Origin of the sequence: Paralcaligenes ureilyticus, from assembly GCF_004346225.1 — a bacterium.
Lineage (GTDB): Bacteria > Pseudomonadota > Gammaproteobacteria > Burkholderiales > Burkholderiaceae_B > Paralcaligenes > Paralcaligenes ureilyticus.
In genome coordinates, this window is sequence record NZ_SMAJ01000004.1 from 92,392 (window position 1) to 114,543 (window position 22,152).

General features: G+C 57.0%; 24 protein-coding genes and 1 tRNA gene. 12 read left to right on the forward strand and 13 right to left on the reverse strand.

Annotation, left to right across the window (positions count from 1 at the left end; translation table 11 throughout):
- Position 1: 1 nt before the first annotated feature.
- From EDC26_RS07235 to EDC26_RS07250, 4 genes are all read right to left on the reverse strand, one after another.
- The gene (locus EDC26_RS07235) at positions 2 to 1,198 is read right to left on the reverse strand and encodes an efflux RND transporter periplasmic adaptor subunit (protein WP_132580992.1); all 1,197 of its coding nucleotides are present in this window, start codon (positions 1,196 to 1,198) and stop codon (positions 2 to 4) included.
- Positions 1,185 to 2,750: an efflux transporter outer membrane subunit gene (locus EDC26_RS07240; RefSeq protein WP_165930947.1), complete on the reverse strand. Its 1,566-nt coding sequence runs from the start codon at positions 2,748 to 2,750 to the stop codon at positions 1,185 to 1,187. Before EDC26_RS07240 ends, EDC26_RS07235 begins: the two co-directional genes overlap by 14 nt.
- The gene (locus tag EDC26_RS07245; RefSeq protein ID WP_132580994.1) at positions 2,747 to 3,436 is read right to left on the reverse strand and encodes a TetR/AcrR family transcriptional regulator; all 690 of its coding nucleotides are present in this window, start codon (positions 3,434 to 3,436) and stop codon (positions 2,747 to 2,749) included. Before EDC26_RS07245 ends, EDC26_RS07240 begins: the two co-directional genes overlap by 4 nt.
- Before the next feature lie 525 nt (positions 3,437 to 3,961).
- On the reverse strand, positions 3,962 to 4,879 hold the full coding sequence (locus EDC26_RS07250) for a c-type cytochrome (protein ID WP_132580996.1): 918 nt from the start codon (positions 4,877 to 4,879) through the stop codon (positions 3,962 to 3,964).
- A gap of 242 nt (positions 4,880 to 5,121) precedes the next feature.
- Between EDC26_RS07250 and EDC26_RS07255 the strand changes: the two genes are divergently transcribed.
- Positions 5,122 to 5,196 (forward strand) — tRNA-Arg (locus tag EDC26_RS07255).
- A 4-nt stretch (positions 5,197 to 5,200) separates the two neighbouring features.
- Here EDC26_RS07255 and EDC26_RS07260 read toward each other — a convergent pair.
- The 3 genes from EDC26_RS07260 to EDC26_RS07270 all read right to left on the reverse strand — a co-directional run bounded on the left by EDC26_RS07260 (position 5,201) and on the right by EDC26_RS07270 (position 8,436).
- Positions 5,201 to 6,103, reverse strand: a complete 903-nt coding sequence (locus EDC26_RS07260) for a GNAT family N-acetyltransferase (RefSeq protein ID WP_132580998.1) — start codon at positions 6,101 to 6,103, stop codon at positions 5,201 to 5,203.
- 261 nt (positions 6,104 to 6,364) lie between these two features.
- Positions 6,365 to 7,885 (reverse strand): Fic family protein, encoded by a 1,521-nt coding sequence (locus EDC26_RS07265; RefSeq protein WP_132581000.1) that lies wholly within the window; start codon positions 7,883 to 7,885, stop codon positions 6,365 to 6,367.
- 266 nt (positions 7,886 to 8,151) lie between these two features.
- Positions 8,152 to 8,436, reverse strand: coding sequence for a hypothetical protein (locus tag EDC26_RS07270; RefSeq protein WP_132581002.1), 285 nt, complete (start codon positions 8,434 to 8,436; stop codon positions 8,152 to 8,154).
- Between the two features lie 168 nt (positions 8,437 to 8,604).
- Between EDC26_RS07270 and EDC26_RS07275 the strand changes: the two genes are divergently transcribed.
- The 3 genes from EDC26_RS07275 to EDC26_RS07285 are packed head-to-tail and all read left to right on the forward strand — an operon-like array spanning position 8,605 to position 10,441.
- Positions 8,605 to 8,907: a hypothetical protein gene (locus EDC26_RS07275; protein WP_132581004.1), complete on the forward strand. Its 303-nt coding sequence runs from the start codon at positions 8,605 to 8,607 to the stop codon at positions 8,905 to 8,907.
- A 16-nt stretch (positions 8,908 to 8,923) separates the two neighbouring features.
- A complete protein-coding gene (locus tag EDC26_RS07280; RefSeq protein WP_132581006.1) occupies positions 8,924 to 9,925 on the forward strand; it encodes a tripartite tricarboxylate transporter substrate binding protein in 1,002 nt (333 codons plus the stop codon).
- A 30-nt stretch (positions 9,926 to 9,955) separates the two neighbouring features.
- On the forward strand, positions 9,956 to 10,441 hold the full coding sequence (locus EDC26_RS07285) for a GFA family protein (protein ID WP_132581008.1): 486 nt from the start codon (positions 9,956 to 9,958) through the stop codon (positions 10,439 to 10,441).
- 6 nt (positions 10,442 to 10,447) lie between these two features.
- Here EDC26_RS07285 and EDC26_RS07290 read toward each other — a convergent pair whose 3' ends face one another.
- Complete coding sequence (locus EDC26_RS07290) at positions 10,448 to 11,644, reverse strand: acyl-CoA dehydrogenase family protein (protein WP_132581010.1); 1,197 nt, start codon at positions 11,642 to 11,644, stop codon at positions 10,448 to 10,450.
- A gap of 13 nt (positions 11,645 to 11,657) precedes the next feature.
- The gene (locus tag EDC26_RS07295; protein ID WP_132581012.1) at positions 11,658 to 12,425 is read right to left on the reverse strand and encodes an SDR family NAD(P)-dependent oxidoreductase; all 768 of its coding nucleotides are present in this window, start codon (positions 12,423 to 12,425) and stop codon (positions 11,658 to 11,660) included.
- A 383-nt stretch (positions 12,426 to 12,808) separates the two neighbouring features.
- On the opposite strand from EDC26_RS07295, the gene EDC26_RS07300 reads away from it, so the two are divergent.
- The gene (locus tag EDC26_RS07300) at positions 12,809 to 13,018 is read left to right on the forward strand and encodes a cold-shock protein (protein ID WP_132581015.1); all 210 of its coding nucleotides are present in this window, start codon (positions 12,809 to 12,811) and stop codon (positions 13,016 to 13,018) included.
- Between the two features lie 180 nt (positions 13,019 to 13,198).
- On the forward strand, positions 13,199 to 14,050 hold the full coding sequence (locus EDC26_RS07305; protein WP_132581017.1) for a PA4780 family RIO1-like protein kinase: 852 nt from the start codon (positions 13,199 to 13,201) through the stop codon (positions 14,048 to 14,050).
- A gap of 2 nt (positions 14,051 to 14,052) precedes the next feature.
- Here EDC26_RS07305 and EDC26_RS07310 read toward each other — a convergent pair whose 3' ends face one another.
- Complete coding sequence (locus EDC26_RS07310) at positions 14,053 to 14,280, reverse strand: DUF6356 family protein (RefSeq protein WP_132581019.1); 228 nt, start codon at positions 14,278 to 14,280, stop codon at positions 14,053 to 14,055.
- Positions 14,281 to 14,421: 141 nt separating this feature from the next.
- On the opposite strand from EDC26_RS07310, the gene EDC26_RS07315 reads away from it, so the two are divergent.
- Positions 14,422 to 14,889, forward strand: a complete 468-nt coding sequence (locus tag EDC26_RS07315) for an Lrp/AsnC family transcriptional regulator (protein ID WP_132581021.1) — start codon at positions 14,422 to 14,424, stop codon at positions 14,887 to 14,889.
- Positions 14,890 to 14,932: 43 nt separating this feature from the next.
- Here EDC26_RS07315 and EDC26_RS07320 read toward each other — a convergent pair whose 3' ends face one another.
- The gene (locus EDC26_RS07320; protein ID WP_132581023.1) at positions 14,933 to 15,532 is read right to left on the reverse strand and encodes a hypothetical protein; all 600 of its coding nucleotides are present in this window, start codon (positions 15,530 to 15,532) and stop codon (positions 14,933 to 14,935) included.
- A 281-nt stretch (positions 15,533 to 15,813) separates the two neighbouring features.
- Between EDC26_RS07320 and EDC26_RS07325 the strand changes: the two genes are divergently transcribed.
- The 4 genes from EDC26_RS07325 to EDC26_RS07340 are packed head-to-tail and all read left to right on the forward strand — an operon-like array spanning position 15,814 to position 18,030.
- A complete protein-coding gene (locus tag EDC26_RS07325; protein WP_132581025.1) occupies positions 15,814 to 16,185 on the forward strand; it encodes an MAPEG family protein in 372 nt (123 codons plus the stop codon).
- Positions 16,186 to 16,214: 29 nt separating this feature from the next.
- Positions 16,215 to 16,424: a SlyX family protein gene (locus EDC26_RS07330; RefSeq protein ID WP_132581027.1), complete on the forward strand. Its 210-nt coding sequence runs from the start codon at positions 16,215 to 16,217 to the stop codon at positions 16,422 to 16,424.
- Positions 16,425 to 16,432: 8 nt separating this feature from the next.
- Positions 16,433 to 17,668: a PrpF domain-containing protein gene (locus EDC26_RS07335; protein ID WP_243700828.1), complete on the forward strand. Its 1,236-nt coding sequence runs from the start codon at positions 16,433 to 16,435 to the stop codon at positions 17,666 to 17,668.
- A gap of 32 nt (positions 17,669 to 17,700) precedes the next feature.
- A complete protein-coding gene (locus EDC26_RS07340; protein ID WP_132581029.1) occupies positions 17,701 to 18,030 on the forward strand; it encodes a DHCW motif cupin fold protein in 330 nt (109 codons plus the stop codon).
- 17 nt (positions 18,031 to 18,047) lie between these two features.
- Here the strand turns inward: EDC26_RS07340 and gntK are convergent, their stop codons facing one another.
- Complete coding sequence (gene gntK, locus EDC26_RS07345) at positions 18,048 to 19,586, reverse strand: gluconokinase (protein WP_207915084.1); 1,539 nt, start codon at positions 19,584 to 19,586, stop codon at positions 18,048 to 18,050.
- Positions 19,583 to 20,572: a LysR family transcriptional regulator gene (locus tag EDC26_RS07350; RefSeq protein ID WP_132581031.1), complete on the reverse strand. Its 990-nt coding sequence runs from the start codon at positions 20,570 to 20,572 to the stop codon at positions 19,583 to 19,585. Before EDC26_RS07350 ends, gntK begins: the two co-directional genes overlap by 4 nt.
- Positions 20,573 to 20,891: 319 nt before the next feature.
- Here EDC26_RS07350 and EDC26_RS07355 point away from each other — a divergent pair, with 319 nt between their 5' ends.
- The gene (locus tag EDC26_RS07355) at positions 20,892 to 22,151 is read left to right on the forward strand and encodes an NAD(P)/FAD-dependent oxidoreductase (protein WP_132581033.1); all 1,260 of its coding nucleotides are present in this window, start codon (positions 20,892 to 20,894) and stop codon (positions 22,149 to 22,151) included.
- The last annotated feature ends 1 nt before the right edge of the window (position 22,152 follow it).

A 22,152-nucleotide genomic window follows, 5' to 3' on the forward strand; every position in this document is an offset into this window, starting at 1 on the left:
CCTATTGTTCTTGCGGCGTCGGGGATACGGCGTTCAAGGGAACGCTTCGGTTATCGACCTTTACCGGCGAGCCATTCTTGAGTTTCATCTGGCCGCTCGTGACGATCACGTCGCCTTCCTTGACGCCGGAGACGATGGCCACTTGGTCACCACGGGTCGGGCCCGTTTGAATGAACGTTTGCTGTGCCGTGAGGACATCCTTGCCTTGGCCGTTCTTCTTATGCGCCACGATGAAAACGGTCGTTCCATAAGGGTTGTAGGTGACGGCGGTTTGTGGAACGGTGAGGTAGGGCTGCTTCGCCCCCGACTCGACGACGGCGCGGGCGAACATTCCGGGCATTAATCTTTGCTTGGGATTGTCGATGGTCGCTTCAATCGTGACGTTTCGCGTGGCCGGGTCGAACTTCGCATCGATGGCACTCACTTTCCCGGTGAAGGTTTGCTTGGGCAGGCCGGCCGCGGTGACCGAGACGGCTTGGCCGGTGGCGATCGCCTCCAGCTGCGACTGGGGTACGTTGAAATCGATGTATATGGGATCGAACGTCTGCAACGTCGCGATTTTGTCGCCGGGATTGAGAAATTGACCGGGATTGACACTGGTAATCCCGATCCGCCCGGCAAACGGTGCGCGGATCGTTTTCTTCGCGACCAAAGCCTGTTGTTGCTCCGCCGCCGCGCGTTTCGCTTTCAAGTCGGCGTCGTCAGCGTCGACTTGCGCCTGCGACACCGCGTTCACCTTAAGTTGAGCCTTGTCGCGCTTGAGAACCGTTGCGGCCAGGTTCGCGGTCGCCTCGAGCGAGTGCAACTGCGCAATGTCGGCATCCGCATTCAACTGGACGAGAAGGTCGCCGGCCGAGACATCCAGCCCCGGCTTGAACGCAATGGTGCGGACGATGCCGCCAACTTCTGTCGTCACATCGACCCCGCGAACCGCCTTCATCGATCCCACGGCAGAGACGCTCGGTTGCCAATCGGCAAACTGCGCGTTGATGGTCGTCACCACGGCGGGCGGCTGGGGAACCTTTGATTGTGCGATCAGTTTCGATATCTGGATGAACTTCACGCCACCGATGATCAGGACAATGATCACGACCATCCCGATCATGGCAACCATCGGCCGAAGCAGTCGTCGTTTGTGCGTGCCGCCGGGTTCGGCCGGCTGGGTGGACGGGAACGAGGCGGTCTTAGTTTCGGCCATGAGTCTTCTCACTAGTTCTATTGTTCAAATCGGTCGAACTGCCTGAAGTGGCGGGAGCCACATCGGTGCGATTCCACCATCCGCCGCCCAGTGCCTGGAACAGCGCAGTCGTATCGCTATAGCGGGCGGCCTGCGCCCGCACGCGCGTAAGCACGGCGTTTTGATAGGTTTGTTGCGCGGTAAGCAGATTGAGATAGCCAACCGCGCCGAGCCGGAACTGAGCCTGCGCGAGGTCCAGACTTTCGCGCGCGGCGCGTTCGGCCGCCACCTGCTGGGTGAGCGCGTCGGCATCGGCTTCCAGTGCCCGCAGCGCGTTGGACACATCCTGGAATGCAGTGACCACGGTGCCGCGATACCGTGCGGCCGATTCGTCATACGCCGCCACGGCTGCGCGCTTGCGATGTTCGAGTGCCCCGGCATCGAAGATCGACTGTGTGATCGACCCAACGAGACCCCAGACCCCTGTGCCTGACGTAAACAATTTGCTCACGCTCGACGCGCTGGAGCCTAGCGATGCGGTGAGGTTGAACTGCGGCAGTTGATTGGCCACGGCAACGCCAATATTGGCACTGGCCTGATGCAGTTGAGCCTCGGCGGAACGCACGTCTGGCCGCTGCCGCACGATGGCCGAGGGAAGGCTGACCGGCAGCTCCTCGGGCAGATGGAGGGACGCCAGATCGAAACTCTCGCCGCGATCCTGGTTGGGAAAGCGGCCGAGATAGGCCATCAGTTGGTTGCGGGTTTGCGCGAGCTGCTTTTGCAGGGCGGGCAGCGTGGCGCGCGTTTGTGCGAGCGCCGCCTCCTGAGCGAGTACGCCGGTGTTGGCGATCGCCCCAAGTTGCCGCTGAGACTTCAGAACAGTGAGCTGATCGTTCTGAAGCCCAATGATTTTTTCGGTTGCAGCCACCTGCTCGCGCACGGACGCCAAATTGATGGCCGTGTTGACGACATTCGAGCTTAGCGTCAGGTAAGTCGCCTCCAGTTGGTAGCGCTCGAACTCGGCCTGCGCGGAGGACGATTCAATCCGGCGGCGGGTGCCGCCGAAAACGTCCGGGGCGTAGGAAACATTCAACGATGCTGAGTGGACGGTCAGAATCTGGGAAAACGAGCTATTGGAGCTGGCCGGGCCGGTCGAGCTCACCCCTGATATCTTCTCCCGGGTGCTGGACGCCGTGGCGCCGAGGGATGGAAACAGCGATGCCTGATCGGCGTAGACAAGTTCGTTGGCCTGGCGAAGCGCGGCCTGAGCGGCGGCAACATCCGGATTGGCCCGAAGCACCTCTTCGACCAGCGCGTTCAGCGTCGGTGAGCGAAAGAGCGTCCACCATTGCCCGGGAATATCCATCCCGGCGACAAGCCGCTGCGCGGCGCCTCCTGCCGCCACGTCAGCCGAAGCTGTCGTCGGCGCTAGCTTGTCCCGCGAGTAGCCGGCGTTTTGAGCCACATCGGGCCGAACGAAGTTGGGCCCCACGGCACAGCCGGCGAGCGCCGTGAGGCAAAGCAGACTGAGGGGAGCAAGAACCTGCGATAGCCGGGAGGAGGAGGCGCTCATTTTCGCCCCCCGTTGAGTTCTTCCGGGCGAATCGCAGGCCCCGCCAAACCCCTCATCAAAAGTGCAACAGCGTGGCGCCGAATCTGCTCGCGGCCGAGGCTCATCGTGGTATTGTCCTCGTGCCAGACGCAAGAGGTCGTCGCCTGCGGCAACATCACTTGGGCCAGCATCGAGGTGAACAACAGAGTGGGTTCGATCTCCGGATTGACCTCGCCGCGGGACTGCGCCTCGACGATTTTCTGGCGGAAGGCATTGCTGCGGTCGCGTGGGATACGGCGAAGCAGGCGTTCGCGCAGCAGGCCGCCGACCTGGACGATCTCTCGCAGCCAGAGCGACGGTACCCAAGGTGCGACGTCCGTAACCTCGAACATCCGCGTCAACAGCCCTCGGATCAGTTCGATAGCGCTTTCGTGCTCGATGTCGGCAGGTTCCCAGATCGCCTGTATCAGTGGCCCGAGACGTTCCTCGACCACGGCATCGTAGAGCTTCTCGCGCGTCTCGAACCAGTAATGCACCATCGCCGAGGTCACTTTCCCCTCCTTCGCGATCTGCGCAATGGTCGTGTTGGCGATGCCGCGATCCGAGAACAGCAGGATTGCGGTGTCCAGCAGGCGCTCACGTCCAGGCGTGTCGTCTTTATGCAATCGCCGACCGCCAGGCGTCGGTTGTTCGGGCTTCTGTTCCATATCGATTCTCTAATTAACTAATTAGTTAGGTATTGGCTCTAAAAAAATGGGCTAAACCTTCTCACTTCGCGGCGGCACGCATCGACCTGAGGTCTGAGGGTGCCAGGTGTTACCGTTTTGTAGCGGCAACCCTTGTGGCTGCCATGCCTGGACCATACAGGTAGCTCTCGCAGCTTGCGACGGCAACGCCCTACGGAACCAAATGCCGCCAGCCGAATTTTGAGTACCTGTGATTGAGCGTGGTATGTTAATTGATTAGTTAGTTAGCTGCAAGCCGACGAATCCTGGCAGAGCTGGAAGCCGATGAATTGTCCGATTCTTGGAGGATATCGTGATGCAAGCGAACGGTGGGAGGCAGCATGAAATAAAAAAAGGCCGCTTCGAAAATGTAGTGGCCTTTTTGTGCGCGGATGGCAGCCACAAGGGCTGCCGCTACACACATATCCGTGAATCATGTAGCGGCACCCCTTGTGGGTGCCACATTTTTGCGACAAACGTATTCGGGCGGTCTCGCAGTGGAAGGAATTACTTGGCGGCGTGCACCATGTATTCCACTGCGGCGTGCATTTCGGCGTCGGTGGCTTGCGAGCCGCCGCGAGGAGGCATGGCGCCGACGCCGTGTATGGCGTTTTTAACCATGGTTTCGATGCCGGTTGCAATAAACGGCGCCCAGGCGGCTTTGTCGCCGTATTTGGGAGAGCCGGCAGCACCAACCGCGTGGCAGGCAAAGCACACGGCTTTATAGAGTTTTTCGCCGGCCGGGTCGATGGCCGCTTCGGCGGCTGGCGCGGCAGCTTTCGCGACCGGTTGGGCCGCTGGGGCCGGCGCTGCGGCGGGGGCAGGCGCGGCAGCAACAGGGGCCGCCGCCGCTACAGCGGTTGCCGCCTCGGGTTTGGCTGCCGATTGCTTGGCTTCGGGGGCGGGTGCGGCGGGTTCTTTGAACGAGGCGCCCGATTTGTTGGCCATATAGGCGACGGCGCGAGCAACTTCGTAGTCGCTAAGCGAGGGGTTGCCGCCTTTGGGAGGCATGGCACCAACACCATGCAAGGCATTCTTGATCATTTCGTCGTAGCCCGTTTTGATGAACGGCGCCCACTCGGCGCTATTGCCAATCTTGGGAGCACCCGCCACGCCGGCCGTGTGGCAGGCGGTACAGGTCGATTCGAAAACTTGCTGTCCCGTTTTGTACACCTTGGGTGCATTGGCATCGACCAGGTCGAAGCTTGCAACAGGCTTGATGCGTTCGGCGATCGCTTGGGGCGTAAGCGCATTGGAGCCGGCGCCAACGCGGTCGCCCACGTTCACCAGGTTGGCCAGCATGATAATGGTGAAAATGGGGATCAGGAACGCCAGGACAATCGTGACAATAAGCTGTTTGGGGGTTTTAATAAGGCCAGCGTGTTCTTCGATGTGTTCTGAATTGTTTTCTTCTGTGTGGTCCATGATCGAATCCTGCGTGTTCCGTGATTCAGCGCCTTGGCGCCTGAGATTGTGCGACGATTATTCTGGTTGGCGCGCGAAGACACCCCTCGTGTTTACGCGTTCGGCAACCATCCAAGTCCATGATTATAGCGAGAGTGCCGCCCAAGCGCAGAAATGGCCGTTGCCGTTTCGGTTATGGCCTTGGGGCAGGAACGGGGCAAGGAAAAATAAATCGCGGTAAACACGCTACAATGGCGGCCCTTGCGCCCGTAGTTCAATGGATAGAATGAGAGTTTCCGAAACTCTTGATACAGGTTCGATTCCTGTCGGGCGCACCACCGATCACATAAAGCCCGGATTGCGCGGCAGATATTGCGTCCAGGCACCATAGCCGGGCGACGCCATCAGCAGCATCGGAACCGTGATGCGCATGCCGCAATTGACTGCAACGCGGAGTGCACTGTCGCATGTGCCTGGCACGAACGCCGATACTTTCTCTGAGGACTTATCGGCCGCCATTTTCAACGCCGTTGTGAAGGCGCTCCCGAGGATGTCGGCCCGCGTGACTGCAAGCGGCCCGATATGCCCGTTGGGGCCAATATAAGCGTAGCCGACGCACTCGTTGCCGGCGCAGAGCATGACACCTGTAGTTCCCGGGTCATTGAGCAGGTAGCGGTGATGCTTCTCGCGCGCGACGCCTACAGCGCGAACGTCGATCTCGGCGAGTTTTTCCATGTGCTCGGCTGTGTCGTCGATCGCGATGCCACGCAGTGGAGGTTCCGGCAAACCGGTCTTCACCTGTTCGCGCGCGGCGCCGAAAAAATAAACCGGCATCCTGGGAAAGAGGCCGTGCCGGATGTAGAGGCCCTGCGAGACACGGTTGAAGGCAAAAGTAATCAACGCCTTATGATCCGCTCTTGATTTCTGGGCATGCTCCAAGGCCAATTTCAATAGCTCGTTCCCGATGCCACGACCCTGTTGGGAGGGATCGACGAATAACTGGGCGAGAAACCAGACATTTCCGCACACCCAACTCCAGGCAAAACCGAGAATGTCGCCGCCGTCCTCCGCGATCCATAGGCCGCCGGGGTCGTCCTTGAGCGAGAACAGCTGAAAGTTGGGAGGGCTCGGAGTCGCCATCGAGCCAAAGCCATGGCGTTCGGTAAGGTCGTTGATGCTGGCAACAACCAGCGCCTCGGCTGTTGCCAAATCTTGCGCTTGAGCGGGCCTGTAGACGAGTGACATTGGGCAACTCCGGCAGAGGAACCTTTTAGACAAGTTTTGGCGTCTTTTGGCGTCGAGCCGTCCGTCGTCCCTCAAGCGTCAGGCCGCGATGTCAATAATATTATGGCACTTTATCTCCGGCTGAAAAACTTCATGGCGAGGTTCGCCTTTGGTCACATCCGGGCCCTGCTTTTCGGGTCAAGCAGGGCTGACGCTCGCCACACGGTCCAGTTCCCTGAAGGCACCTTGTGCCTGCACTCTTGCGTGCGTTCATCGATTTCGTCAAGGGTACGCTTCTGGAGCAAACGCGTCTTTGATCAGTCGAGTGGCCAGTTGGATATCCTGTTGCGGGATGCCTGCCAGTCGTTGATCCTTGACCCGATTCTTCAATAAGGAAAAATCGCCGTCGACCACCCACTTGATCAACAGATTGATGGCGCGATCGGGCCAATCGAACTCCGTGTTGATGGCCTGAAAGGCGTCATCGTAGTGTCGCAAGTATAGTGACTCGCCAATGAGGCTTTTGTTCAGCGCATATTCGGCGCATTCGACCATGAATCGGCTTTGCTCGGTGGCGTCCCAAGAGGCATAGCTGGCTTGATGACCGCGATATTGCATCTGGAATTCGCCATCGCCCATTACATGAACATCCCACAGCGCACGCATTGGTGTGCTGAACCGCTCCAGTGTCGCCAGATAGCGCGCCTCGTGGCTGACCATGGCCACGGACAAGGGCAATATGGCGGCCGTATTGATCCCGGTATGCCGGGTCAGGGCGGGAATGAGGGTATGTTGAGCCAGTAGACGAGATACGCGTCCATTGCCGTCCATGAACGGGTGCAGGTATACAAAGCCGAACGATGCAAGGGCCGCTTGGTGGAAGATCGGCAGGTTGCTATCGGCAAATGCGTTAACCATGGCCATGAAGCCGCCCATTAGCGAGCGCAGGTCGGCGACAGGGGGTGGGACATACCGTACCGCAAGTGCTCCGCGGCCGGCGCGCTGCAACCAATTCTGTTCGGTGCGGAAATGAAACTCCTGGTTCAGGGGACTGGTGACGACCGTCTGCTGCAACTCGGTCAGATAGGTCTCGGTCAATGGTTGTTGTTCGCGCATGGCCTGCAAGGCCTGGACAAATCCTTCGGCTTTGGCTGGCTGGGCGACTTCACGCTCGATTTGAAACGAGCTTTGCGTCTCCGCCAGATAGGCCCAGTTCAGTACGCGGTTCAGCTGGGGCAGGTCTGGCTCGTGCTGCACCCAACTCGTGAGCGCTGCCAGGACCGCATGTGTGCGCGCCTCCAATGTCGTGTCACGGCGCACGACGGGGCAATAGTCGATGGGTCCCAGTCCGTTGAAATTAAGCCGCCAGCGCCGATTTTTTTCCCAAAGCCGTCCAGTGTAGTAGCGTCCGACGTCGAACACGTCCATGTAGCGCCCTCTATCCAGATCAGAAACCGGTAACGCGCTCTGAGTGGTGTGTTCCCAGAAGTACCCCAATTGGCGCAAGAATTGGCTAGTGGGCTTGGCCCGGATCTCGTGCGCGAGCCGTTCGGCATTCAGGTCGGCCAATGCTGCCAGTAGCAGGGGTAGGTTCATGGTTTCGTGACGCAGTGCAAATACCAGATGGCCGATGAGGTCATCTGGTGCGGGCGCGCTGCTATACGGTACCTGGATGCGTTCCGGCAGGTATTGGATGGCCTTGACCGGGCCAATGTAAGCAGGTTGTCCCAGCGCGGGCATCGGCCATGAGTTCAGTGTGGCCAAGCGGGCATAGCCAACAGGCGCAGAAGTCGTAACACTCATTGGGTGGCCTTTTTTACCGGAAAATTGTTATCCGATACGGAATTTTGTTATTTTACCTATATTTATCCGGGAAATTGTTTTTTTCTGGTAATTTAAACATCTTTGCTCGTCCATGAGAAGCAAAGGCGCGCAGACGGTCCCCTCGTTCCGGAAAATTGTTATTCCGTTCGAATTATTGTTATTTGGGCATTATTGTGCGGAAAATAATTATCTCGGCTGTGTGATGTACGCGGGCTGCCTACCGCGCTGGGGGGCATGGCCTCCCGTTAAATCGAAAAAGGAGACTCCGGCACCTGTTTTCGCGCCCAGTCCATCAAGGCTTGGTCGACATGCACGGCCGAATCCAGCGGAAGCACCCATGTCCGCTGTTCCGAGCGGCCGAGCTTTGCAAAAGTACTCCGAATAATCGCTTCTTCCACATTCGTGGCAAATCCGATGGCAACCATATGGGCGCCGCCTTCGACATAGATCATGCGCGAGCCCGCTACAGACTTGATCGCGGCGGCGACTTCCTTGCCATAGGTACTGATGTCCTCGGGTTTCGCGAACATTAAAGCCACATACGTTTTCATCGTCAGCCCTTTTGTTGGATTTGAAGTGTCGGACTCGACATCTTAGAGCAAAGTCCGTGTCCGCCAAGCCATGAGCGATATCAAGAGATCGTCTCGACCACTCCACCATCCACACGAAGCGCCGCGCGGCCCCGGCGACGTTGCATCATGCCGCGCAGACAGCGGGTAACCAGTACTGCGCCTCGAACGCGGGCCTTGCAAGGGTTTACCCGTGGTGCCAGTCGCAATCTATTTGTTATGCCAAAACGAATCTTTAAAAATAGGGCGGATATAAATAAAAATTATATTTATCAATCCATTATGGATGGAATCCAGATAAAAGGAGTTCAAAAAGCCGAGGTAAAAATTTCATCCATTAATAAAAAAGCAAGCGCCTCCATCTGGAGCGCCTTCACCAAACACGGCATACTTCAGGCGACGCAACGATTTATTTCAATAAAAATGGCATAAATAAGGAGCGAGGCAAATGCGGGTAGATAACTTTTTACAAAAGCTAAAAAGCGGTTTTGTTTTTTGTTTCCTGACCGGCTTGATTATCATTGGCGCGTGCGGCTCGAGCGCTTACGCCGCTTACCCGGACAGACCCATCCGCTTGGTGGTTGGTTTTGCGCCTGGCGGGGCCAACGACATCATAGGCCGCCTAATAGCAAAAGAATTGACTACGGACTTGGGTGTTTCGGTTGTCGTCGAGAACAAGCCTGGGGCAAGCAGCAATATTGGAACGGCGTTTGTGGCCCATTCCGCGGCGGATGGATACACCTTGTTCCTGGCATCATTGAACAATGCCATTAACCAAAGCCTGTATCACAACCTGCCTTTCAATTTCGTATCCGATTTTTCACCTGTCGCTTTGATAGCGACCATGCCCAACATCCTGGTTGTCAATAGCGCGTCGCCTTATCATTCAGTCAAAGAACTTGTTGCTTACGGAAAAGCGCATCCGGGTCGATTGACTTTTGCATCATCGGGCACGGGCACATCATTGCACTTGGCGGGGGAGCTATTTAAAATTCAGGCGGGAATTAAAATTGTGCACATTCCTTATAAAGGCAGTGCATTGGCAATGACGGATTTGCTCGGGGGACGGGTCGATCTCATGTTTGATAATTTAATATCTTCAATATCAAATATAAAGTCAGGGAAGTTAAGGGCTTTGGCGATAGCGTCTCCTCAGCGATCCCCTTCTCTTCCCGACATTCCGACCATGGCGGAGTCCGGGTATCCCAAATTTGATGTTTCCTCATGGTTTGGGGTTCTTGCCCCTCGCAATACGCCACCCGACATTATTCAAAAGATCAATGCTTCGGTCGGAAAAGCGTTGAAGAATCCGGAAATGACGAAAAAGCTCGAACAATTGGGCGCCACACCGCAGGCCATGACGCCGCAAGCCTTTGGTGATTTCATCAAATCTCAAGTGGACAAATGGGGTACCGTTATTCGAGCAGCGGGGGTCACTGCCGCTTCGTAGCAATAAGTTTCCTTCCAAGGAGAACTCATTATGCAACTCGAAGGCTCTTGCCATTGTGGCGCCGTGCGATTCAGCCTGGACAGCTCCACTCCTTATCCTTACCAGCGATGCTACTGTTCCATCTGTCGCAAAACGCAAGGCGGCGGGGGTTACGCGATCAACTTGGGGGGCGACGCACGGACGATGAAGGTGACGGGCAGCGACGATATTTCGATTTATCACGCCAAAATCAAGCGCTCGGGCCGTACGCATACCAGCACGGCCGAGCGTCATTTTTGCAGGCGTTGCGGCAGCGCGTTATGGTTGTTCAGCCCGGAGTGGCCGGATCTGATTCATCCGTTTGCCTCGGCCATCGACACGCCTTTGCCCATCCCCCCTGAGAATACCCACCTGTTTATGGATTCCAAGGCCCCCTGGGTGGTCGTTGACAAGCAGCGTCGCGACAAGGTATTTGAGGGCTACCCCGAAGAATCGATTGCCCAGTGGCATGAACGTCTGGGATTGACGCAGGGTTAGCCGGCGTCAGCCCCATTGCCAGAAGTCGCTGCCTTCGGCCAGCAGGTTCTTGGACAAAACCATTTTGTGAACCTCCGAGGCGCCGTCCACCAGGCGCGCCTGGCGGGCATAGCGGTACATCCATTCAAGCGGCGTGTCTTTGGAATAGCCTCGCGCTCCGCAAAGCTGGATGGCCGTATCGACCGCCTTGTGCAGGGTTTCGGACACAACGACCTTGGCCATGGAGACTTCCTTGCGCGCGAAATCGCCCTGGTCCAGCTTCCAGGCGGCATGCATGGTCAGCAGGCGCCCGATCTGGATATTCATGGCGGCCTCGCCCAGCAGCCATTGCACGCCTTCGTGGTCGGCCATCTTCGAGCCGAACGATTCGCGGTGCGAGACATAGTCGTTGGCGATTTCGAGGGCCCGTTTGGACAAGCCCAGCCAGCGCATGCAATGCGTCAGGCGGGCCGTGCCCAGGCGGATCTGCGTCAGCTTCAGACCGTCGCCCACGTTCATCACGCGGTTCTCGTCGGGGATGCGCAAATTCGTAAAGCGCAGTTCGCAATGGCCGCCGTGCTCTTCGGGCCCCATGATGGGAATGCGCCGCACGATTTCCCAACCGGGGTCGTCTTTATGGAACATGAAGGCCGTCAAGCCTTTGCGGCTGTCGTCCGATGTGCGGGCGATAAGAATGAAGTGGGCGGCAACTCCGGCCCCCGTGATGAAATGCTTGGTTCCGTTGATAAGCCAGTGGTCGCCCTGGCGTTGGGCGCGAGTCTGCATCATGGAGGGATCGGAGCCGCAACCGGGGGGCGGCTCGGTCATGGCAAAGGAAGAGCGCACCGCGCCATCGATAATCGGTTGCAGCCAGCGGTCTTTTTGCGCTGTCGTCGCCATTTTGTTAAGGATGATCATGTTGCCGTCGTCGGGTGCGGCCGAATTGAAGACGACCGGCCCGAAGATCGAACGATTCATTTCCTCGTAGCAAGGCGCCATGTCGGCCACATGAAGGCCTTGGCCGCCACGTTCGCGCGGCATCTGCAGGCTCCACAGGCCTTGCTGGCGGGCCTTGCCTCTGAGCGCCTGCAGCAGGGTTTCGTTGATGTTCTCATGCTCATCAAAGGAGTCCGGGTTTTTCTCCAGAGGAATGAGCTCTTTATCGACGAACTCTTTGATGCGCTTGCGGTATATTTCGCCGATGTCGGAAAGGGTGAAGTCCATGGAGGGTTATTCCTTAAAGAGTGGATTGCAGATGCCCGCCGTCAACGACGATGGAGCTGCCCGTCATGTAGGCCGAGGCGTCGGAGGCCAGCAACAAGAGCGCGCCGTCCAGGTCGCTCGCCTGCCCCAGCCGCCGCTGCGGGATGCGCTTGATCATGGCCTGCCCGGCCTCCGAGGCAAAGAAATCGCGGTTGAGATTCGTTTCAACGTAGCCTGGCGCCAGAGCGTTGACGCGGATGCCGTAACGAGCCCATTCCAGAGCCAGGGCTTTGGTCATTTGCTCAAGCCCCGCTTTAGAGACGGTGTAGGGCAGTACGTTGCCCGCCACGCGGTAGCCCAGTATGGACGAGACATTGATGATGGAGCCGGGTTGCCCGGCGGCCACCAGTTCTCGCGCGGCCTCGTTGGCAACCAGCCAGCAGCCCTTCAGGTTGACGTCGATCACCTGGTCCCATTCGTCGGAGGATAGCGCCAGCGAATTCTTGTTGACGGCGACTCCGGCCGTGCACACAACGATGTCGATCAGGCCGCACAAGGATTGCGCCTCGCGCAGGCCCGATCGAACGCTGGATGCGTCGGTGACGTCGATGACGACGGCATGGGCATCGAGGCCAAGGCCTTTGAGCTTGTCGGCGAGCCTGTCCAGAGGCGCTTGGCGGCGCCCGGCGACAACGACTTTGGCCCCCGCCTCGCCCAAGGTTTGTGCGAAATGTTCTCCCAGACAACCCGCGGCTCCGGTCACCAATGCGGTTTTCCCGGCGAGGCTGAATTTGTCGTGCACAGAATACCTCTCAGTAGTTATATAAAATGGGTTTTCTATAGGTAAAAATCATAGAGCAATCGTTCTATATGCGCAATAATTCCAGAGTCTGGCAAATTAGCGGGTTAATTGTCCTGATTTGTTGCTCGGAGCCGCCTTTCTTGCGGTTTTTAGCTGTTTTCGCAGGCCCGGCTGGGTTTTCTTGATGCTTTCTTGGTCGTTTGCGCACAAAAAGGCATAATTAAACTAGACTTTCAGCCTTGATAAGGCTACATTGCCGCTAAGATTTTCAAGTTCGTTGAAATTAGCACAATCCAGTACCAGTACAGTACTTTTTTGCTTAAATCTCCACACCTTGACGGTCTGCTAGAGCATGGTGCTCGTCTTTTTATGGATAGCAAGAAATGAAAACAGAAACTGGTATTGTTAAGTGGTTCAACAACGAAAAAGGTTTTGGCTTTATTACGCCTGAATCGGGCGGCAAGGATTTGTTCGCGCATCACACCGACATCGTCGGAACCGGCTTTAAATCACTCGAAGAAAACCAACGCGTTTCTTTCGAAGTGGCCGAGGGTCCTAAGGGTCCTCAAGCCAAAAATATTAAAGCTGTGTAAGCTTTGCGTATTTGAAAAAGCCCACTTCGGTGGGCTTTTTTTGTAGCGGCAGCCGTAGCGCCACCCCTTGTGGCTGCCAAATCGTTGAGGGCTGGCCCCATGGTCTCGTGCGCACAAGTCCCGTACAATGTACGGTCACCCAGGCGAATCAGGAACCCCGGCGCCATTGCGGCAATCACTATGAAAACACCGAAAAGAATCCAGCCGCTGGTTGAAGAAGGTTTGATCGACGACGTCGTGCGCCAACTCATGAGCGGCAAGGAAGCCACGGTATATGTGGTGCGTTGTGGTGACGATATCCGGTGCGCCAAGGTGTACAAAGAGGCCACGCAACGCAGCTTTCATCAGGCCGTGGCGTATCAGGAAGGCCGGCGGGTAAAGAATAGCCGGCAGGCGCGCGCCATGGAAAAGGGCACGCGTTATGGGCGCAAGATGGCCGAAGAGGTTTGGCAAAATGCCGAGGTGGATGCTCTGTATCGCCTGGCCGCCGCCGGCGTGCGTGTGCCCAAGCCGTATCTGTGCTTTGAGGGTGTGCTGTTGATGGAGTTGGTGCAAGACGCCGATGGCAATGTAGCGCCGCGCTTAAGCGATGTGGAGCTTAACCGCGAGCGGGCGCTGGAGTTCCATGCGGCGCTGTTGCGTCAGGTGGTGTTGATGCTGTGCGCCGGCGTCATCCATGGCGACTTGTCCGAATACAACATTCTGGTCGATGAGCACGGCCCTGTGATTATCGATTTGCCGCAGGCCATCGATGCGGCAGGCAATAGTGTGGCGCCCGCCATGCTGGAACGCGACGTAACGAATCTGGCTAATTTCTTTGGCGTTTTCGTACCTGAACTGCTGGGCAGTCAGTACGGCAAAGAAATATGGAATCTATACGAGGCTGGCCTGTTAACGCCCGATACGCCATTAACGGGTCGTGTGGTGGCATCGGATGCGCCTGCCGATGTAGAGGCTGTCATTCGCGAGATCGAGTTGGCGCGTCAGGAAAAAGAAGAGCAGCGCCGCCAGCAGATGGAACTGCTGGCCTGATCCTAATGCGTGGTGCTGCGAGCGCGGTTAACGACCATGCGGTCGTAGAGTCGCGCAATGATGGTGCTGCCGGTTTTCAGGAACAGGAACGGGAATATCCCGTGTATGAGCGCGGCAAACGATGCCATCAGCATGGGAACGCCAAATGAAAATGACGCCGCCATGTGTTGAAGGTAGCTTTCTCCGACCGAGGTCGGATGTTCCTTGAAGAGTTCAAGCAGTTTGCTCATGGCCGTTCTCCGTTTTGGTTGCCGTCCCGCCGTCCGGCGATTCCCTCCTCGATATTGTATTTTCTTATGCCGGAAAAAGGCTTTCAAAATTAACCACTATTTCTCCTATAATTAGAAAAATATTCTATTTATATGAGCTGTATGGACAAAAAAGACGCTCAACTTCTGTCCCTCCTGCAAGAGGATGCCTCTATGGGCTTGAATGATCTGGCTAAAGCGGTCAGTCTTTCGCCTACGCCTTGCTGGCGGCGGATCCAGAAATTGCGGGCCGAGGGGGTGATTCGGCAGCAAGTCGTTTTGTGCGACCCGGCGAAACTCAACTTAGGTTTGACGGCGTTCGTGTCGATTCGCGTAAATCAGCACAACGACGTGTGGACCGAACGCTTTGTCCAAGGTATTCGCGACATTCGGGAGATCGTCGAAATTTACCGGATGGCGGGCGACGTGGATTACTTGCTTAAAGTGGTTGTCCCCGATGTCGCGGCCTACGACCAGGTCTACAAGCGATTGATCAAGGTCGCGGAACTGTTCGATGTCAGCGCCGGGTTTGCCATGGAGGTGGTCAAATATACGACCGCATTGCCGCTGGATTATGTGGGAGATTTGTAGCGGCACCCCTTGTGGGTGCCACCTGCCCGCGTCGCTCCGCCCATCACGCGCAAGTCACCAATCCCGGGTGATCGATATTTTCAAATATCTTCCGCACGCGCTCTTGCCAGCCGACGGCGAAATCACGTCGATCGTTATCCTGGGCCGCGCCGGCCAGTATTTTTTGCAATCCCTGCATGACGCCGGGCGAGGAGGGCACCAGATCGGGGTGGTAGCTAACCGTCACTGCGGCGCCGGTGTCGGTTCGCTGGAACCGGATGTCGCCATTGACGGGCACATTGAAGAACAGCAGGTTGCGGCGATCGTAATTGCCCCCGAGGCCTTTGAAACCGGTGTCGGTCGTTGCTCCTGTAATCTGGCTGACCACGTTTGCAATGACGCCGGTGACGCCACTGGCGTGGTCGTTGCGAAACTCCACCCGGATGCCGCCGCGTTGCGGCAGGCCGTCGCCGTACAGGCTTTTTAAAGCCTTGAGCGTCATCAGATAGGCGCCTGCGACGGTCGGGCACGAGTGTCCGGCCAGCTTGACCGCGTCAAGGTAGGAATATTCAATAATTCCTTGATCGGCCGCGCCCAGCAGTTCGGTAAGCGGGTCGTATAGGGTAATGGTTTTGACCTTGTCAAAAAAAGAGGGGTAGCTCATAAGTGCTCCGGGTATGGCGAAAGAGGGTCGGAATCGTGTCCGAAACCGCTCGTTTCACTATACCGCTCAACTTTCCCGGGCGAGGCAGTGGCCGGATTGCCAGTGGGGGCAATGTCGAATTCGTTATGCCTTCACAATAGGGCCGGTGCGAGGCAGAATACAACCTTGGGCGCCGGCAAGCGTACCTGTTGTTCATGTAGTGGCAGCCCTTGTGGCTGCCATTCCCCCTGCTGTTGCGGACTTTCCCCGAAGCAACCCGCCAAGTTTTGTCTGGAGATATTATGAATATGATTACCTGGTTGATGCTGGCGGCGGCGGTGCTGCCTTTTGTGGCGGCCGCGTCATCGAAGGCGGGTGGACAGGGTTACGATCACAACAACCCTCGCCCGTGGCTGGCCAAGCAGGCCGGTTGGCGTGCAAGGGCCAACGCGGCGCAGACCAATTTGTTTGAAAGCCTGCCGTTTTTCTATGCGGCGGTTTTGTTCGCCTTGCATGGCAATGCCGATTTGGGCTATTTGGGTAAATTAATGCTGGCCTGGGTCGTCTTGCGGCTTGTTTATATCGCTGTGTATGCCGGTGGCTATGGCACCGTGCGCTCGCTGATCTGGGGCGTATGTCTGGCCTTGAATATTGCGATATTGTTCTCGCCTTAAAATGAAGGTTTTCACCGCGGGTAAAGCACGTGTCAATTGAAGACCGTTTAATCGAGATTGAAGTCAAGCTTACGCGTCAGGAAGACCTGACGCAGGAGCTAAGCCAATTGGTGTATCGGCAGCAGAAAAGGCTCGATGAATTGCAGGCATTCTGCGTGTCCCTGGCCAAGCGGTCCGCGGAGGCCTCCGATGAGGGGTCTGACCGCCCGTACGGGAACGAAAAGCCGCCTCACTATTGATTGCCGCCATGCCAGACATGCTGTCGAAACTTCCCTTATTGCCTGATTTCAAGATCCGGTCGCGCGCGGGTGTCGTCGAGTTTCCCGTTCATCATATGCGCGGGGGCACTTCCACGGGTTTAGTGATCTGGGAACCCTATGCGCCGCCCGATATGGGGTTGCGCGAGGAATTGCTTCGACACCTGATGGGCGTGCCGCTGGTCGGCGAGCGCCCGGGCAACCGGCAGATTGGCGGCCTGGGCCGCGGCCCGGCGACCAGCAACAAGGTATTCTTTGCCGACATGGAATTCGTCGACGGTGCGCCCCGCATAGTCAGCACCCTGGCGCAGTTGGCCTCGTATACCTCCGCCATTGACTGGAGCGTCAATTGCGGCAATATGTCGGCGGCCTTGCCGTTCTGGGCGCTGGATACGGGCCTGGCTTCTTGCGAAGGCAGCGGCCCCTGGTCCATCGACATACGCAATACCAATACCGGTGTGATCACGAGCGCCCGTTTGCAGGTTCGGGCCGATGCGACTGTTGCCGCCAGCGAAATTCCCGGCGTGGACGGCGCGTTTCCCGGAGTGGATTTATTTCTTCATGCTCCCGTTGGCGCGAAAACAGGCAAGCTGCTTCCCACTGGCAACGTCAGGGACGAGGTGGGCGGCTACACCGTATCGTGTGTCGACGTGGCGGTGCCCATGGTGATCGCCGACGCGCGGCAATTCGGCAAAACGGCGCATGAACCTATCGGAGAGCTCGAAGCAGACCTTCGTTTCATGAGTGAGCTAAAACGCGTCTGGATCGAAGCGGGATTGCGCATGGCGCTGAAAACCCGCGATGGCGCATTGATGGCAGCCGAGCAACTGGCCAAAAGCGAAACTGTCCCCAAAGTGTGCATCGTTGGCGCTTCGCAGAGCGGCGGGCATTTGAGTGTGCGGTATTTCACTCCGCAGACGGGGCATGCCTCCTTGGCGGTCTCGGGTGGATGTTGTCTGGCCGCCGCAGCCTTGATCCCGGGTACGGTCGCATACGATGTGGCGCAACGCATCCCGCAGGTGTCCGCACGGTTCGAAGATTGTCAGGTGGATATTGAGAACCCGGCGGGCATTCTGACCGCGACGATCGTCGCGCGGCAGGCTGAACATGGCATGGAAATCAAGAGCGCCGCGTATCGCCGAAGCGCGCAAATACTTCTGCGCGGCCATGTGCCGCTGTATCGTGCGTCGGCCCCGTTGCGGTCCTGGCTGGCACTCGGTTCATAACGTGTTGCATCTGAATCTGGACAGGCCTCATCATGCAAATGCACAACATCCCCTTCGGAACCACCGACTGGTCCACGGTCGAGCAAACCGAGCACAAAGGCGATACCGGAATGGCTTATTGGCGCACACGCCAATTCGGCGACATTCGCGTGCGCATGGTCCAATACAGTGCGGGTTATCTGGCCGATCACTGGTGCTCGAAAGGCCATATTCTGTTTTGTATCGAGGGCGAATTGCACACCGAGCTCGCCGATGGCAGAACGTTTGTTCTCAAGCCCGGCATGAGCTACCAGGTCGCCGATAACGCCGAGGCGCATCGCTCCTCCACCCGGTTTGGCGCCAGCTTGTTTATTGTCGATTAGGGTGTCGGCGTTTACCGCTACGATCGCTGCAACCTCGCAATCCGCTCATACTCATCTTCCAGCTTCATCGGAATGCTCGCAAAAATCGGCAGCAACCGCGCATAAATCGCGGCATTCCCGGGCTCAGGCCTATGGTGGGCGCTTATGCCGACCATCCCGGACGCTGCGCTTAGCGAATCGATTCGCCCCAGCGCATAAAGCCCCAGGACGGCCGCGCCCAGGCACGAGCTTTCGTGGCTATGCGGGACGTCAATGTCGCGGTTGAAAATATCGGACATCATCTGGCACCACAGTTCCGAGCGCGCAAACCCGCCGGTTGCATGGATTTTCCGGGCGGTGCCAGCCAGGCTTTCAAGCACAGCCAGCACGCTATAAAGATTGTAGATAACGCCCTCCAGCGCGGCCCGGATCATGTGTTCCTTGCGGTGATGCAGGGCCAGGCCGAAGAACGAGCCGCGTGCATTCGCGTTCCAAAGCGGGGCGCGCTCGCCGGTCAGGTAGGGATGAAAAATCAGGCCCTCGCTGCCTGCGGGTATCTGTGCGGCGAGCCCTATTAATGAATCATAAGGGTCGCGCTCGGGCTGTCCGGCTCGGCGGCTGTCCTCTGGAGCAAAATTCTCCCGTATCCAGCGCAGCACGATGCCGCCGTTGTTGACCGGCCCGCCGATGACCCAGTGCTTTTCGGTAAGCGCATAGCAGAATGTGCGGCCTTGCGGGTCGGTTTGCGGGCGGTCGACGACCGCACGTACGGCGCCGCTCGTGCCTATGGTCACAGCCACAACGCCCGGGTCGATCGCGTTGACGCCCAGGTTCGACAGCACGCCATCGCTTGCGCCGATGACAAAGGGCGTGTCCAGGCGTAGCCCGGTCGCTTGGGCGGCTTCGGATTTGAGGCCGCTAAGTGTATAGGTGGTGGCGACCGGCAGCGACAACTGATCGGCGCTCACGCCGGCCAGCCTGAGCGCCTCCGCATCCCAGGCAAGCTCGGCAAGATTGAATAAACCCGTCGCCGACGCAATGGAGTAATCCACCACATAACGGCCAAAGAGGCGGTGAAAAACGTATTCCTTGATGGAGATAAAGCGCGCGGCCCGCGCAAAGAGATCGGGCTCGGAATCGCGCAGCCAGCATAGTTTCGATAACGGCGACATGGGGTGGATGGGTGTGCCCGTGCGCAAATAGATGGCATGGCCGCCCAGCTCGCGCTTGATCCGTTGCGCCCAAGGTTCGCTGCGGTTGTCCGCCCAGGTAATGCACTGCGTCAGCGGCTTGCCGTCTTTGTCGACGGCGATCAGGCTGTGCATGGCCGAGCTGAACGAAACGCACGTGATGCGCGCCGCATCCAGGCCGCCCGATTCCATCGCCGTCTTGATGCAGGTGATGACCGCGCGATAGATTTGTTCGGGATCCTGTTCCGCAGCCATGGGTTGCGGAGCCAGCAAAGGGTATTCCACGTGGTGGCCGGCTGCTTCTCGTCCGTTTTCGTCGAAGGCCAGCGCTTTGGTGCTGGTCGTTCCGATGTCGACTCCGATGACATAGTTGCGCGGCAGGTTCATGCCTCATCCATTTTGCGGGAATGCCGATCACTAAATGTTTGCTTCTTGAAGCCGTACTTCTCGCTATCTGTTTTGCTGCCTTCGCGTATAAGCTCAATAAGCAAAATGGCGAATAAATTGGCGCTTGGGGTTAAGGTGCGATGCTTGATTCGAACCAGGCCCCAGTCTCCAAAACGGTTTTGAGTCATGGGGATATTCAGTCTCACAACTTGTCCGGCCTGCAACTCGCTCTCCATCATCAGGTTGCTGCTGGAAAAAATAATGTCCGATCCGGGAAGGATCTTTTTGATCAGTGCGATATCGTCGCATTCAATACGCACTTCAAATATGTCGTTGTGCTCCAAACCGATGCTGCGCTTCAATTCGTGAAATACCACCGTGGGCAGGCTGACAGAGGCAAGCGCGTAGCCAAGGAGTTCCTGGGGTTTGATCAGGCGGCCCGGGTTGCCGGCCACGAGAGGGTGCAGGCGATCGCAGAAAAAGGCGACGGTCAGCCCGCCTATAGGGGAAATGGTCAACATCGCATCATCTGCAATGTCGCGGGTGTCGGCTATAAAAAAATCAAGCCGCCCCTCCTTCAAGTCTATAAGCAGATTTTTCCAGTGATCGATGCGTATGTGCAGCGAAACCTGAGGGTAGCGCTTGTGGAATTCCCGGATGCCGGCATCCAGGAAGGAGGCGGCGGGAAATGGGCCGGTGCCAAGCGCGACGCTGCCTGAAGAGCCCGTTTTTAAATAATCAATGTTTTTGTTAAAGCTCTTGGCTTCCGACAGCAGGTTTTTGGCGTGGTCAATGACGAATTGGCCGGTCGGGGTGATGGAAACATTGCCGGGGGCGCGATCGAAGATTTGTATGTCGAACTCTTCTTCGAGAGCGGCAATGCTCTTGCTTAGCGCCGATTGGCTTAAGTGCACGCGCTCAGCCGCCTTGCTGAAGCTAAGGGTTTCGGATAGCACCAGCAGATGGTCGAGCTGTTTCAGGTTCATTATGAATCGAATTCATGGGATGCCATCGAATTATTCATTTTACACGTGCACTTTACGTGTGGCATATTAGTTTCAGCCCATAAACATCATTTATTAAATCTTAAGAAATAGATAAATGACTAAAACAGACAATCAGAAAGCGTAGTCGCAGACTATTCGGAGACCCATTCGTGATTCGATATACAGCCCGCTTATTCGCAAGCGGATGGAACGCTATTGCCCGCAATAACGTCGACAAAGTTGGTTGGCAGTTGGCGTGGGATCTGAAATGCACCGCACCCGCTTGCCTGATTGAAGTTGTTGCCCGGGCGGCAAGAAAATGACGCAAAACCTCATGGAAAAGACAACGATAATCGGAGCCGGCATAGTCGGCATGTGCACGGCGGTGGCTCTTCAGCAGCGGGGCATCGCCGTGCAGGTCATCGACGAGCGAGAGCCGGGCACCGGTACGTCGTTTGGCAATGCCGGGTTAGTCAGTGTGGACAGCTGCGTCCCCATTGCGTTACCAGGAATGATTAGGCATGTGCCCCGCTGGTTATCCGACCCCATGGGCCCTTTAAGCGTAAAGCCGGCGTATTTACCCCGTGCCTTGCCTTGGCTGATCAGGTGGTTGAAATCGGGAGCCAATGAACAACGAGCATTCAAGCACAGCTATGCCTTGCGTCAATTGCATAAAGAGGCGGTGAGTAAATATAGCGAATTGCTCGGGCCGGAATATTTCGCTGAGATCATTAGAGTTACCGGGCAGCTATATGTGTGGGAGAGCGTCCCGAAAAGCCGGGTAGACCTGCTATCTGAGCGGATTCGCGAGCAGAACGGCGTTGTTGCCCAAGAGTTGGCGGGCAGTGAAATATTCGATGTCGTTCCCAGTTTGAGCCGGCTCGTAAAACGTGCCGAGTTTTACGAAAAAAATGGCCATGTTGCAAATCCTTATTTGTTGGTACAGCGACTATTCAAGATTTTTACTGATAACGGTGGCCAGTTCCTGAGGCAGAAAGTCGTTAGCGTCACCAGGCAGGCCGACAGCAATACCTATCGCATACTGACCACGTCCGACGACATATCTGTCAGGCGCTTGGTGATGTGTTCGGGCGCCTGGTCGAAAAAAATACTGAAAGGGTTGGGTGTCAGCATTCCCCTTGATACTGAGCGGGGCTATCACGTTTCCTTTGATCGCAACGCCCTGGATTTGAAAATCCCGGTATTGCACAAAGAGCGTGCGTTTGGCGTGACACCTATGGTTGACAATATTCGCGTTGCGGGCTTTGTTGAAATAGCCGGACTGGATGCATTGCCGAACATGAAGAAAGAGCAGGTATTGATAGGCCATGTCAAACATCTGTTTCCCAGCATAGACATCAGCCTGAAAAAGAATTTCTGGCTCGGCTTTCGGCCATCGACGCCCGATAGCCTGCCGGTACTAGGCCAGTTGGAGATCCTGCCGAACCTGTATTTTGGATTCGGTCACGGTCACACTGGCATTACGGGAGCTCCAATGTCCGCTGAGATCCTGGCGAACATGGTTACGGGAATTCCCAACACCATTGATGTAAAACCGTACGACATAAAGAGATTTTAGG